The sequence below is a fragment of the Streptomyces sp. NPDC050617 genome (assembly GCF_040654795.1).
Classification (GTDB): Bacteria; Actinomycetota; Actinomycetes; order Streptomycetales; family Streptomycetaceae; genus Streptomyces.
On record NZ_JBFAIS010000059.1, the window covers coordinates 1 to 13,962 of the forward strand.

The 13,962-nt window shown below is 64.0% G+C and carries 8 protein-coding genes; 3 read left to right on the top strand and 5 right to left on the bottom strand.

What is annotated here, in order from left to right:
• The first annotated feature begins 82 nt into the window (after window positions 1-82).
• Window positions 83-226, top strand: a complete 144-nt coding sequence (locus tag AB0I49_RS37915) for a hypothetical protein (protein WP_363231793.1) — start codon at window positions 83-85, stop codon at window positions 224-226.
• A 237-nt stretch (window positions 227-463) separates the two neighbouring features.
• Here AB0I49_RS37915 and AB0I49_RS37920 read toward each other — a convergent pair whose 3' ends face one another.
• Together AB0I49_RS37920 and AB0I49_RS37925 are read right to left on the bottom strand one after the other, a co-directional pair.
• Window positions 464-2,539 (bottom strand): hypothetical protein, encoded by a 2,076-nt coding sequence (locus tag AB0I49_RS37920; RefSeq protein WP_363231794.1) that lies wholly within the window; start codon window positions 2,537-2,539, stop codon window positions 464-466.
• A gap of 412 nt (window positions 2,540-2,951) precedes the next feature.
• Entirely contained in the window at window positions 2,952-3,161 is a 210-nt protein-coding gene (locus tag AB0I49_RS37925) for a hypothetical protein (RefSeq protein WP_363231795.1), read from the bottom strand.
• A 224-nt stretch (window positions 3,162-3,385) separates the two neighbouring features.
• Between AB0I49_RS37925 and AB0I49_RS37930 the strand changes: the two genes are divergently transcribed.
• The gene (locus AB0I49_RS37930; RefSeq protein WP_363231796.1) at window positions 3,386-5,581 is read left to right on the top strand and encodes a HEAT repeat domain-containing protein; all 2,196 of its coding nucleotides are present in this window, start codon (window positions 3,386-3,388) and stop codon (window positions 5,579-5,581) included.
• 12 nt (window positions 5,582-5,593) lie between these two features.
• Here the strand turns inward: AB0I49_RS37930 and AB0I49_RS37935 are convergent, their stop codons facing one another.
• Window positions 5,594-9,784: a trypsin-like peptidase domain-containing protein gene (locus AB0I49_RS37935; protein WP_363231797.1), complete on the bottom strand. Its 4,191-nt coding sequence runs from the start codon at window positions 9,782-9,784 to the stop codon at window positions 5,594-5,596.
• A 46-nt stretch (window positions 9,785-9,830) separates the two neighbouring features.
• The gene (locus AB0I49_RS37940) at window positions 9,831-10,157 is read right to left on the bottom strand and encodes a CU044_2847 family protein (RefSeq protein ID WP_363231798.1); all 327 of its coding nucleotides are present in this window, start codon (window positions 10,155-10,157) and stop codon (window positions 9,831-9,833) included.
• A gap of 771 nt (window positions 10,158-10,928) precedes the next feature.
• On the opposite strand from AB0I49_RS37940, the gene AB0I49_RS37945 reads away from it, so the two are divergent.
• On the top strand, window positions 10,929-11,258 hold the full coding sequence (locus AB0I49_RS37945) for a hypothetical protein (protein ID WP_363231799.1): 330 nt from the start codon (window positions 10,929-10,931) through the stop codon (window positions 11,256-11,258).
• A 216-nt stretch (window positions 11,259-11,474) separates the two neighbouring features.
• On the opposite strand, the gene ltrA is transcribed toward AB0I49_RS37945, so the two are convergent.
• The gene (gene ltrA / locus AB0I49_RS37950; RefSeq protein ID WP_363231800.1) at window positions 11,475-13,232 is read right to left on the bottom strand and encodes a group II intron reverse transcriptase/maturase; all 1,758 of its coding nucleotides are present in this window, start codon (window positions 13,230-13,232) and stop codon (window positions 11,475-11,477) included.
• Between the last annotated feature and the right edge of the window lie 730 nt (window positions 13,233-13,962).

Sequence of the window (13,962 nt, forward strand, 5' to 3'; positions counted from 1 at the left end):
GCTCCAATACCGCCCCGACGTCATCGACGGCTGCCTCACCGGTACCGGACTCACGCCCGTTCCACCATGACGACATCACGTATTGAAGGTCAGTAATCTCTGCTCGGGGGCCGGACATCAACTCCTGTACCGGTCGACAGAGATGCAGCAGCTGATCGACGAGGCCATCGAGATCGGTTACGCGACGCCCCTGCAAGACGTGCGTGACGGCGACATCCAGGAATGACGGCCCGAGCTATTCACGGAGTAACACGGAAGTCGGGGCCTGCGTTGACTGCCATCCCTGACACACGGAGATGTTCTCCGAAGCCAAAAAGCCCTCGCATGCGAGTGGCACGCAGTTGATTAACCAATTTCCCAGCAACTGCTCGCAAATGACTGAGGAAAGCACTGCGGCCTTGCTTCTGCAGTTCCTGCAGCCAGATCGGCACTTCACTACAATCGCCTGGGGAAATCGGAACCCCTACACAGTAGGGTCTTCGGCGGCCTCGCTTGCATGCTTAGCGTCGTGCACCATCTGCTCAAAGACGGACACCGCGAAGCCGCTGACCAACGATCCATTGAGTGCCAATTTGGGGTTGATGATCACGCCCTGCCCACGAGTCACGGCTAGCCAGAGGAAGCGGTCGAACTGCTCGTCCGTCAGCAGCGCCGATACTGTGAAATTTGGAAGCTCAATGCCGGCGCGCTCCCAGTTCTGGATGTAGGAGTCCAGTTCCAACGGGTTGGTAAGCAGCGAAATCACGTCTTCGACCACGACTGGGGCTCCAGTCGCTGCGTCTACGAGGTATGCCAAAGGTGCGTAGTAACGCTCGCACTCGGAGTATGCTTCGCCGACGGCACGGGTGTACCGAGCCGGCTCGGCTCCCGTGCACGGAATCGGCTCCTGCCCTTGGGCCAGCAGGATCGAGTACCGGCCCCAGCTCGAGCCGCTCGCGGTGTAGCAGAAGGGGTCGCCCTTCTCACGCTCCTCGGCGAGCATGCGGTTCATGTCCTCAGCCGCTTGCATAGCCCTTTCGGCGGACATGCGGTGCACCTGGCCTCGGTCGCTGACGTAGGTGGCTCCGCCGTCCTCCAGCGTCATCCTCATGCACCAGCTGCCCCGGGAGAAGTCGTCGTAGGCGTACTTCCAGGCGATAACTCCGTGCTTGACCTGGGACTCCGCCAGGCCGCCAAAAATCCACTGCCCTCCCTGAAGGGCCGATATCCAACCCCTGTAATCGAAGTTCCGCAGGCGATGGTGGTCGCGGAAGAATGCTGCGTCGATCCCGCCCAGCACACGGTCAGTGGGTGCACAACATGCTTGGTGGACCAAGCCCACGTCCTCCGGCTGCCCCTCCTCGTCGATCTCGATGAATGGAGCACTGTCCTCGGAGATCGGAGCACCGCAATGCCGGCAGGTAAAGAAGTCTTCTCTGTGTGCTGCAGCGAGGTTGGCGCAGTGAGCCGCATGGGCCAGGGCCGCGACAGAGCGGTTCGGATCCTCGGGGAGGTCGGCGGCCATCACCGCCAGTTCCTTGTCCTTGTATTCGTCAACATGGGCATCCATGTAGCGCTCGAACCCCATCCAGGTGGCCCAGCGTCCGACAACCTCCCACTGTTCGCCCGCGCCGATTTCCACGCGCCCCGAGGAGAATTTGATGCGCTTGTCACCGGTCTCGTCGAACCTCTTGATGTCGGCAACTATGAAGTCACAGCCTTCGTATGGCGACTTGGCCAGCACCACATCCCACCCGAAGCGCATGCCAGCCACGAGATCAGCGGTGAGCGGGCCGGAGAAGGGCTTCGGCTCAACCTGAACAGGGTCGCTCACGTACTTGCCGAAACGGCTCTCCACGCCAGCGGTGTCGAGGGAGAGTCGGTCCCGAGCCAGAGAAACGGCGAGTGCGATCATGTTGGCCCATAGCAGCTTGGCCGGCACAGAGGCTCTGCTGCCGAGCACTAGAAGAGCCGCGGCTTCCAGCGATCCGCCCTCACGGATATCCAAGGCACTGACCTGGATTCTCGCCATGACCCGCTGCAGGTCAACATCTGTGATGTCCTTCTGCAGACGGGTGCGGTAGTGGAAGCGGATGATGTCCTGGGTCTTCTCCAGGACGCCCTTTTCCTGAGCCGAGAGCGGCATGCTCCCGCTGCCAGCCGCATTCAGCCGGACCGCCTCAGTGACTTTTCGAAGCTCTTTACGGATACGCCCAGATGCCTCAAGTGATGTCGCAAGCACGTAGACATCGCCAGGCTGACTGTCCGACACGTACTGGCCAACGAACTGGGCCAAGACCGACCCAAACTCTGAGGCAGGGTCCGGGGACACACTCAGCGTGTTCTTCGCCTGTACGAAGTAGCGCGCATCAGAGGCCACGAGTACGAGATCGTCGATCTCGTCGAGGGTCTCGAAGCGCAGCTCCTTGATCTCAGCGCTGCCTGCATGCCCGAAGGGCTGAAAGTCCAACCCACACAGCATGTGGGTCATGGCCAAAGCCGCGATCCGCTGCTGGAAGTCCACACCCGAGTGCGTTGCTGCGCCCCCGCTGTTACCCATGCGCCCCTCCTCCAACGAACACGCAGATCTTACGCGCGTCAGCCGCCGCATCGACGCACGAAGTCCCAGACGGGCAGGTCGGTCTTAGCCGAAATTCCCGCAGCGACAGGTTTCCGCTGACGGCCCGCCAAGTGTCGGTAGCTCAGTGGTCTCAGTAATAGCGCCCGCAGGCCCGGTTCTTCTTGTTTTGCCGTATGCCAGGACGCCGACAAGCCCGCCCGAACGGCAGAGCAGAGAACTGGAAGACGGGTTGGACTCAAGGAGGAGCGGACACGCTGAGCTCTCGGGTCCTCGCCTTGCTCGTGCCCCGGGGGCACCACAAGTTCTGCACGTTAGTGTCCTCGGACGGCTGGGCCAATGCCAGAGAAGCAGCCGACCAACTCCTCCACCAGCAGCACTGACCAGCGAAGCGTCAGCCGGTCTCTTGCTCGGCAGGGGCTGATACCACCCGACGGGCGCGCAGTAAGCGCAGGTTCCAGGCAACCAGCGCGGTGATCAGCACCACCGCGAGTCCACCAAGAAATTCCGGAACTGCGGCCACCAGCAACTCCGGAACGACGCCCAGACGGCTGATGCATCCCTCGCCGATCACTCTCACTGGCTCATTGATCTCTGTCGACATCGCAGTACGCCTCCCTTACTCGAAACGCCTCACGGCCGCCATCGACCGCGCAGCCAGCGTGCTCAGCGCGGGCCGTGCCCCCAACTCGGCTGGGGCAGGCCGGGACCGCTCGGGGCATTCACCCGCTGACCGCGGGCCCGACCTGGGAGAGTGGCGGGTGTCCCGGGCCCGTCCCAGGGACGCGCCTGAGGCGCCCCGGGGTAGGAAATCGAGGAAAGCCAGCAATGAGCGATTCTGAGGCAGACGGCACCAATGCAGCACTTGCGCTCGCCGACTTTCTGCGGACTCGGGCCCAAGAAGCGGGCCTTAGCGCGCGTGAAATCGCCCGCGCCTTCCAACAGCGGGTTGACCGGGAGCAGGCGCGGATCGCTGCGGGCGCGGCTAGGCCGACCCACCCAGTTCGCGAGTTAAGTTTCTCCAAATCGCACCTCGACCGCCTCTTCAAAGGCAGTGCCACGCTGCCGTCTATCCGGTTCCTCGGAACCTTCCTAGAGATCACCAGTGCCGCCGCCAGCCTGCCTCCACAGCGACATCAGGCGCTTTACCAGGAGGCGACGGAGCTGCTGACCAAGGCCCGGCGTCTGCGCGCCCGCCCAGCTGTGCTGCCGCAGCCACAGCCGGAGCCACCCACCGAATCGGCGACCATCGCTAAACTTCAGTCGCAGCTGGACCTTGAACGGGCGCATCGCGCTGGGGACCGCATTCGCCGGGAATTGACCGACACTCAGGCGCTGATGGGCACACTGCTGCAGATCATTAACGCACTGCGGGACATCATCACCGAGCTCGACCTTGACCTGTTCGACGCACCACGTACCGCCGTGCGGACAGTTCCGCGCACGCTGGCCGAGCAGCAGCGCACTGAGGCGGTCGACTATAAGGCGGCGGCAGAGGCAGAGTACGGCCGAGTCGACCACCGTCGACGAGTGCTGGAGCTGCTGTGGGACCAGGCGCAAGGCAACCTACGGCGGCTGGCTTCGCACGCCGATGTCGGACACCTGCGGCCCCTGCCTGACCTCCCTCCTCTGCCGACCCAGGGCGTCCTCTCCCACGGCCTCCACGCCGAGCCCGCGCTCGCGGACATCGCGACCGCCCTCAGCCGGGTCCAGGAGTACAACGACACCGAAGAACAGAAGATCCGTGATCTGCGGGGCGCCCTCGCAGACAACGTGCCGCTGGCCCCCGACGACGAATTGGCGATCCTGCTAGCCGCCACCCATCTGAGCGACCCTCGCGCCCGCGACGCCGCTCTGCGAACTGTCATGGCGAGCTGGGCCCACCACCCGAGCACTCGCGACACCCTTCTGCGACTCGTCCATGACGACCAGTCCGCTATCCGCCACCGCGCGGTCTGGGGCTTGGCAGCTGCCTGGGCCGGCATCCCAAAGGCCCGGGACGCCATCGTGGCGCTGGCCGGTGACCCGGAGCGCCGCGTCCGGCAGACGGCGGCGCTAGGGCTGGTACACGGATGGGCGGGCGACCACACCGCGCGAGACGCGCTGGCCCAGCTTGTCCAGCACCAGGATCCGGAAGTCAGGCAGACAGTGGTGCAGGCGCTGGTTCAGGGCTGGGCAGATGATTCGGTGGTCCGTGACTGCCTGGTCACCCTGTCCCGCGATAGCGATGTGCTGGTCCGGGCGGTTGCCGCGGAGTTCCTTACCGAGGGCTGGACCGATGACGGGGTCGCACGCGCCGCTCTTAGTTCCCTATGCGACGACCCCGCAGAGTCCATCCGCTGGATCGCAGTGCAGGGGCTCACACGCCAGGGCTACATCTCACCCACCTCGCCCATTACGAACAACGCCATACTCCAGACTGCCGAATTGTCACCTTCCTTCCAGGAACTCGGCACCCTGCCGGTCGTTGCAGCGTTACGCCAAGGAATTGGCTTCTATGAGGGGATCACCGTGCTCGTTGGTGCCAACGGCACTGGGAAGACCATCCTGCTGAACGCCCTAGCTCTGTTGATGGACTCGAAGCGCTCCGCTCTCCCAATGAGCGAACCGACCTCTGTGAGCAAGGACCTCGCAAAACATCTCCGGATCACCTGGAACGGCCGACGAGAGACGTATAGTTGCCACTACATCAATGGCCACACCGTTCCGAATAGGAATCGTTACGCCTCCGGGCTGGAGAACTACCGGGCACACTTGCGCTCCCTGGTCGAGTCCGACGATGCGCCGAATACGGTTGTACTAATCGACGAGCCTCTTGGACTCCTGCATCCCACGTCGGAACGCACGATCATCGACGAGCTCGTGGACCTCGCCGACTGTGGCTTCCAGTTGATCGTCACCTCGGCGCGAACCAGCTGGACCGCCCTCTCTGTGGCCCGCGTCATTGAGATCGACCGGGGCACAAACCGCGCCGAAGCCTTCGATCCAACGAAGTTCCCCGACGGCCCCCCGCTGTCGATCTAGGTCGTTAGGGCGCTACCCAAACAGCCGCTGGGCCAACAAACCCCGGTCGACGGCACGCTGCCGGGAGACCCCTGGCTGCAACTTAGCGGACCGGCCGAAACCCACCGCGGAGAGATCGAGCCTGATTCCGAGCATTCCCGCATCCAAACTCACCGTGATGTCGGGGCCCGCCTGTGCTGCCCAGACGATCGTGTGGTGGACGGGAATGTTCACCAACGGCCGCGCCCCAGTCGGGTCCCACACCCGCAGCGTCCTGTCGTCACCAGTACTCATCAGCACGGTCCGTCCGTCGACAACCGAAACCCACAGCTGCCGCACCCTGGCCGAGTGCCCTTCGAGAGAAGCGAGCGGTTCCTGGGTAGACAGATCCCAAAGGTGGATGACACCGGACTCATTGCCAGTGGCAAGCGACACTCGGTTGTCGATCCGTACTGCGCACTGCGCTGTGATCGCCCCTCGGCCAAGACTCAATTGGACCAACCGATTGCCCGAACCTGGATCCCAGACCCTGACGTGGCCATCGAACGTGATACCCGAGACAGCCAGCCTCCCACGTACCGGTACGGGGCAGATTTCTTTCGCCCCCTTCTCACCAGCATCAAAGCCGTGGATAGCCTGCTCTCGTGACACGTCCCAGAAGTGCAGGTATCTCCCCAGAGATGCCACCAGCACTGGGGAGTCACCGACCTTAATGGCACAGATCGAGCTGATGCCCGTATACCGATTGGCCGGGTGTTTGAGCACACGAACCCGGCCTCCACTCTGCGGATCCCAGATGCCGATGTCCTCATCGGCAACGGCCAGAAGGGGCCGCCCATTGAACGGGACCACACAGATCGCGTTGACCCGACCCGTGCGAAATCTCCTCACCACTTCCCAGGAGACGGGATCTCTGATGTCGATGTGCTCCTTACTGACTCGCGACGTCGCCATGAGCAGTCCCGTTTCGGTACGGATCACGCATGCCACGTCGAAGCGACCCACCCCGCCGTCCTCCGACAGCTCCTTCTGTTCCCCGGTAGCCGGATCCCAGATACGGATCGAGTGATCGTCACCGCTGCTGGCCACCCGGACCTGGAGGCCCGCCCGTATGGCACAGACCGAGTAGACCGCGTTGGTATGACCCCGCCACGTCGCGATCCGTCGCCCAGTGTGTGGATCCCAGAGCCGCAGAGTCTCGTCCTCACCTGCACTGACCAGAACCGGTTCGGCACCAAGTGTCGTGGCGCATACGGCAAGGACGGGGGCATCGTGGCCTTTCAACACTCCTGCCTCGCTACCGTCGCTCGGGTTCCAGAGCCGGATCACGGAGTCGTATCCGGCTCCGACGAGCAGAATGCGCTCATGAACCCGAATCACACACAGGGCTCGGGTCCACTCATCCCAACTCCACGAGCCCTCATGGGTAAAGGTCCATCGGCTGGTTCTCGTGGCGGGGTCCCACAGGCGAACGGTTCCGTCTTCACTGCACGAGGCGAGCAGGGCAACGCCGTCCACTACGACCTCGCAGAGATCGGTGATCCACTCGTCATGGCCGTCGAGTTGAGCCACCTGCTCACCGGTGACGGGGTCGAGCAGCCGGATGGCGGCATCCGCCGCCCTCGCCGCCGCCAGTAGGGTCCGTCCGCCGTGCGTAAGGGCGCAGAGCGCCGAGTACCCGCCCGCATCTCCGCCTATATCGTGCAGAGGCTCTCCAATGGAAGGATCCCAGAAGCGGATCGACCCGTCCCGTCCAGCCGACGCGAGGGCGTCCATCGTTCCGAGCCGCAGAGAGACGATGGACCGAACTTCGTCCGTGTGTCCCTCCATAACGTGCAGAACTTCTCCCAGCACCGGGTCCCAAACCCGTACAGTGCGGTCACCGCCCGCACTTGCCAGCAGTTGCCGGCCCCCGGAGGTGAACGGGCGCAAGACGTACGACCAGCGGGTATGGCCGTTCAGTACGGCTTCCTCCCGGCCGGGCACCACGGTGGACCAGCTGGCACGGTAGGGCGCGGGCAACGACATCTCGCGGTAAACGCTGCCGAGACGCTGCTGAGCCTCCGTCACGCTGAACAGAGCGATACGCTGGGAGGGGTCGGCATTGAACGCCTGAGCTGTACGCCGAATGAATTTGGTTTTGGTCCGGGCCAGGGCGGAGACGGCGCGGTCGGCCACCGGGAGCAGTCGACGCAGATCAGCGTGGAGCAGATAGACCTCCTCGGCCAGTAGTTCGTCCAGCACCTCCCCGGCTTCGGCGTGGCCGGGGAGCGAGCGTTTTAGGTACCGGTCAGCGTCTGTCCAGCCGGTCCGCCCGCCCTCGACAATCATGGCGAGGGCGAGCGACCGTTCGTCCTCCCGACGCGTGTGCAGTTCGGCTCGGGCGCTGATCAGGGTGTCGTTGAGGGCCTGGTGGAAGAGCCGGTAGACAACACCGCTTTCTTGGCCACCCGTCTCAACAAGGAAGTTCGCTGCCGACGAACGGGCAAACGCGGTGAGAGCGGTGTCCGGGATGGAAGGTCCGCCCAGCGCGGTGATCGCCATCCGCCACAGGGTGGGTGAGAAGCCAGGAGCCTCGGCGAAGGCGAGAGCGGTGAGGACGGATTCTGCAGAACATCCCTGCACAGGCTGAATCCGGTCCAGATAGTCGCGGAGTGCGCCGTCGACAGTCGGAATGAACGCGATGTCCTCGGGCCGGACCGCCTCCGCATCGTGTAGTCCGTGCGCCCGCGCCACCAACCCAGCCACCAGAAAGTTGCGGTCGGCCATGGCCGCAATCCGGCGGGCCACCGGCTCCGCGACGGCATCGTCGGCGTAGGGGTTGTCCTGCCGTTTGTCCCCCACCATCTGAAGGGTGGCGAGGGTGTAGGAGCGCAGGTCCTCCTGCTCGAAGAAGCCAGGCTGGTCGAGATCCACGAGCGAGAGGGCCCGTCCGAAGGGGGCGAGCAGATCACCGGAGTCGTCCCGGCGTCGGCTACCCACGATCACTCGTACATTGAGGTCCGTGCAGGTCTCGACCAGCGGGGCGATGATACGCCGGATGATCAGCCGCACCTGCTGGGGGCTGGCGGCCTCGTCGAGGGCGTCGATGACCACGGTGAAAGAAGCCGGCGGGCCGTTGTTCTCGGCCGGGACGCGGCTCCTCAGAGCCTCGCGCAGATACTCCGGGAGATACTCGATGTCGTCCGGGAGCGCAGCGGAGGCCGCTGCCGCGATCTCGACTGCGACGTCCAGTGCCGTCTTGCCCTTGGCGTGTACTGCGCAGGAAATAGATCCGACCGGTGCACGGAGGGCGGTGTCGTCGCCCGGCAGCAGGGCGGCGATCTCGCAGTCCGCCGTGGTGACGATCCGGCCCAGGACAGCCGATTTGCCCACGCCGGGGGAGCCCGTGAGCACGAGCGCCTTTCGCTTTGGCGCACTGTTCACCCAGTCGACGATGGCGGTGAGAGCAGCGGTCCGCCCACGGAAGCGGAATCCCTTCTCTGTGTCGATGCTGACGCCGCGGGCGCGTGGACGCCAGTGACGGCCAGCCTCCGGGTCGTGCCGCAGTGACCATCCCCACGAGGCGAGGGCGGACTCCCCGGCCGCCTCGACCGTCCACGAGGCAAGGTCGGCGATCTGCTCCCCCGGGAAGATTCGATCTACTTGCCAGAGTGACATTGCACGAGCATCGCCGTCGCCGCTCGCCTGGCCGACCATGCCGACGATCGCCTCGTACTCAGGTGACCACATCGCCGACCCGCTGAAACCCGATTTGACGGTGTACCGGGAATTGGTATCGAGCCGTACCCAGCCGTAACCGAGAGCCTCGCCGACCTCACCGGCGGCTGAGTTCCCGAGCAGTTCACCACCGGGGAACCCGAAGGCCCACCAGTCCCGGCCGACCATGTCGGCCGGGACCGGACAGCGCAGTCGAGGTACGCAGGGCGCAGGGACGGGCTCAGCCAGCCGGAGGATCGCCACGTCCTGGGCCAACTGAAGCTCGGCGGGTGGCAGGACGATATCCCATACCCGGATACGTACGATGCCGGACTCTTCCGCCTTGGGAAAAGCAACCCAGAGAACAGCCCCGGCATCCGCAGCGGCACGCACCACATGAGCACAGCTGAGGACCCGGTTAGCGTCCAAGACGAAGGCAGACCCCAGGGAGGACACGTCGGCCTCGGAACGATGGACGGCGGCGACCCAGGAGTCATTCGCGGGCCTGCTCGGCTGGTTGTCCACGACCGACCTTCCCACGGTGTCGCGCCGGTGCCCGGTCGCTCTCCGACTACTGTGCGCCTGACAGGCCAACGGGCACGGCGTTCTCCCGCCATGTGAGGGTGACTTCGAAGTTGGCCTCGGTCGCGGCCTTGGCGATCAGCCAGTTTGCGGTGCCGTTGACCTTGATGCCGAACTTGAGCTGAACCTCGCCGGGCTTCATCTCCGCGACCTGATCCAGCACGGTCCTCGCGGCCTGCACGGCAGGCTGGACAGCCTCGCGGACCCGGGCGACGGCGGTATCCGCGCCAACGGGGTGGAAGCCGTTGTCGGCCTCGATCTCGAAGCCGACCGTGGTCCGGTCGTCCAGAGCGTACGAGATGACGTGCGTCGACATGTGACCCCCAAATGCACCATGGACCTGCAGATGCTACCCGCCCGGGTCGGCTCCAGGGCGAAAGGCTGCCGCCCTTCCCGTGGTTGAGGCATCCGAAGCGCCCTCATCCTCCTCCACGCTGTCTCGGTACCCAGGCTGAACGGCCGCCCCGACCGGGGCACCCGCCGTTCAGCGGGCTGTGTCTCCGACGTTCTGCGGCATAGCAAGACGCTGCGCTGAACCGAGGCGCGAGGAAGCCGGAACCGTCCCAGCATGGTTGCAGTTCTGGTTGCGCTCACCTGCGTACAGCACCGTTCGGAAGCCCCATCCACACCAGCTGCACCGCAGGTCAGGACACCCTCGTACGCCCCCGCACCCCCAGGCGAACATTTGGAAAGCGTGTTGGGGGCAACCCCTCACGAGTTCGAATCTCGTATCCTCCGCCAGTGCCTCACCGGGCACGACTCGTAGGGCCCCACCGTTCGCGGCGGGGCCCTACGACGTTGGTGGTTGCAGTTCTGGCCGCAACGGCCGTTGGCGGGCCGCTGACTCCTGCCGACGATTCAGGGGCACACGGCACAGAACATGGCCGCGTCCTGCCCGTACCCGCGCATCGGCTGGTCGCACTCGGCGCGCGGCCCCTGTTCCCACGGCGGGCAGCCCAGCGCCGCGGAGGCGGCAGTCCGCTCCACGGGCACCGCAGCGCCCGAGATCACAGATGAGGCATGTCGGGCCCGGCGGGGCTTAGCAGGTCTCCCGGTAGGGGGTCTTCGGGAGATAGGCGTCCCACTGTTGCTTCCCGAGTCCACCTGCGGCCCGTTCGCACACCCGCCGCGCGGCCTGTTGCGGGTCGAGCATGCCGATTTCCCGGTGTACGCCGTTCGTGGTCGCGATCCGCAGGGTGTCGCCGTTGTCGGTGAATCCGAGTCCCAGGATGCGGCCCTCGCCGATCTGGAGGAGTGTGCCCGGGGTGCCGGGCGAGGAGGTTTCCCAGACCCGTACGGCATCGTCTGGGGTTCCGACCGCGACGAACGCGCCGTCGGCGGAGAAGGCGACGGTCGGCAGCTCGTTTCGGCCGTCGTGGTCCGACGGTTCGAGGACGGCGATCCGGCGTTGGCCTAGGGCGTGTTGTGAAAGTGCTGGTCATAGCCATTCGTTGAGGGCTGCGACCAGCACTGTCGCTCCGTAGCGGACGGAGAGTTTGTCGTAGCGAGTGGCGACGGCCCGGTGCCGGTCGGGTAGCCGGGTCATGTTGCCATGACCCGGCCCCCTCAGAACCGGGCATGCCTGTTTCCAGGCACCACGGCTCAAGCAAGCCCAAACGCTTCACAGAATCTGCTATTTGTTGCTGCCATCTCGTGCGTGAAGCTGCTGATGGCATTCGGAGTGAACGAGTCGAAGATTCTTGACTTCATCAGATCCGCCGTCTCTTCGGTAGGCGAAGTGGTGTTTGTGTAACCGCTTCTTCATCGCGTCGAACCAGTCGATCCACTCGCGTGGACTTTCCGGCTCATATTCAGCACCAACGATGAGCGCCTGACCGCAGAGCGGACAAAGTCCCTTCTGTCGGGCTGCCAGAGTAAGGCTGATCTTGTCCATTGGCGGAGGTGTACGCGTCCTGCGACGCTGACTCCAGTAGTCACTGAGCGCGGGATCGTCAGGTGACGACTTTCCCTTGACTAGCTGATGCCTTCTGATGTTGGTCCAGGCGAACTTGGGAAGATGTGCACCTGTGGTGCGGTCACCGAAGACCCAATTATTGTTCTTGGACCGGTTGAGTCTGCCGAAGTACTTATTGACGATCCAGTGCTTCGACTTCTTCGGGTGGGTGCGCTTGCCCCACTTGTAGGTGAGCGTCCACACGTAGCTGTCCAGCGCTGAGAAGGTTTTGCTGGACACCACCGTCCGGTAGTACGCAGACCATCCCCTGACGATCGGGGAGAGCTTGCGGAGTACGACTGTGATGCTCTGCCCGAGAAGAGCCTGCATCTCGGACCGCAGTCGATTCCGGATCCTCTTCACCGCATTCCTGCTTGGCGTAATGATCAGGCTGTCGCCATGGCGTCGGACATTGAAACCCAGAAAATCGAACCCTTCGGAAAGGTGAACGATCCTTGTCTTCTCTTCGTTGAATCGAAGCCCTCGGGGTTCAAGCCAGTCGCCAAGTCGGGCCTTGACCGTCTCTGCCTCCTCCTTGCTCGTGCAGAACACGGCAAAGTCGTCGGCGTAACGCACCAGGATCGGCGTCCCCTTCGCGGCCCACATCACTGTTCCTTTGCGGGTTGCGAACCGAACCCCTGCGGCTTCCTCCATTCCGTGAAGTGCAATGTTGAGCAACAGGGGGCTGATCACTCCGCCTTGGGGTGTTCCCTCGTCGGTGCGAGTGAAGCGTCCGTTGTCGACCACGCCCGCCTTTAGCCACTGCCGGACGAGTTCCCTGGCGGGGAAGCCGCCGACGCTGCTGAGCAGGTGGTCGTGGTCGATGCGGTCGAACGCTGCGGCCAGGTCGGCGTCGAGTACCCACTGGCGCTTGGCCGTTTTGCCCTTCGCGGTGCTGAAGATCGCCTGGATGGCGTCGTGGCATCCGCGGCCTGGTCGGAATCCGTAGGATCGTGATTCGAACCGGGCTTCCCACTCAGGTTCCAGCGCATTTTTCACGCGTGCCTGGATTACTCGGTCGCGCATTACTGGGATGCCGAGCGGGCGTTGCTTTCCATTGCTCTTCGGGATGTAGACCCGCTTGACGGGCTTGGCTCTCCAGGGTTGGGTTTTCTGGTCGATGTCGACCGCCATGCGAGCTCGCGCCTGGGGGGTGAGTGCTCGCTCCCTGTCGATGCCTGCCGTCTTGGGGCCCTTGCTCTGCTGCGTCACCCGTTTCACGCTCACGAGCATGTTACTGCGGCTCCGCAGCATGAGCTTTTGCAGATTGCGGACCTTCTTGAGGTCCCCTTCCTGTGTCGCTTTGAAGATCCGTTGTCTCAGGCGCCGTACGTTTCCCTCAGTTCTGGCCCAGTCGATGCAGTGCCAGTCCAGTAGTTCGCCCTGCGGTCCGTTCACTTTGGAGGTGCGGCTGGCAGTAGGGACTGTCTGTCGCATGTTCCTCCTTCGTGTCTAACTTGTCCGGCAGGTTCTGGCGTTATCACTCGGGATACTTCAAAGGCTCACCCGGCCCACGTGGGCACCCTTTCGGGTCAGGCCATGCAGACCTGTATCCGGCGAAGTCATGGCCTGGATTGAAGGACTCCAGGGTTTTCCTCTGACCTTTCGATCCACCGGCGTTCGCTTCTTGGGCCATCCTGTTCCCGCTGGAGAGTTGGGCCTTCCTTGCGGTCGGCTTACCGGGCCAAGACCCGGACTCCGACGGGGTTTCCACGTTCCACACACGTAAGTTACGGCTGGGGTGGGTGCCCCCTCTATCCCGGAACCGGCGGTGTCCTCCTCCCGACCTAAAGTCCTCGGGAGTCGCCTGGCGTCTTCCAACGCCGGGTTCTATAGCCACTGATTGCGAACCATCGGGCGGCTTCAACCTTACGAGACATCAACGGGGGTTCACGCGGTTCACCCGTCCAGCCTTTCCCTCGCCTGTTGTTCCCCGATGGCCAGAGAATCCTTGGGCTTGAACGCTCAGCTTCACACTCCGCCGTTACCAGCGACGCATGTGAGCGCGGGAACGGATTGCGGACACTAATCCGGGGTCAGCACATGTCTCCTTCCTTCGCGGCTTTCCCACTTAACCTCGAAGTTTCGTGACGGTCCGCCGATGGAGTCGGTGGACCGTTTTCGTGCGGTGGGCTGAGGTTGTGCAGGTTGAGGGCCCGAGTGTCGT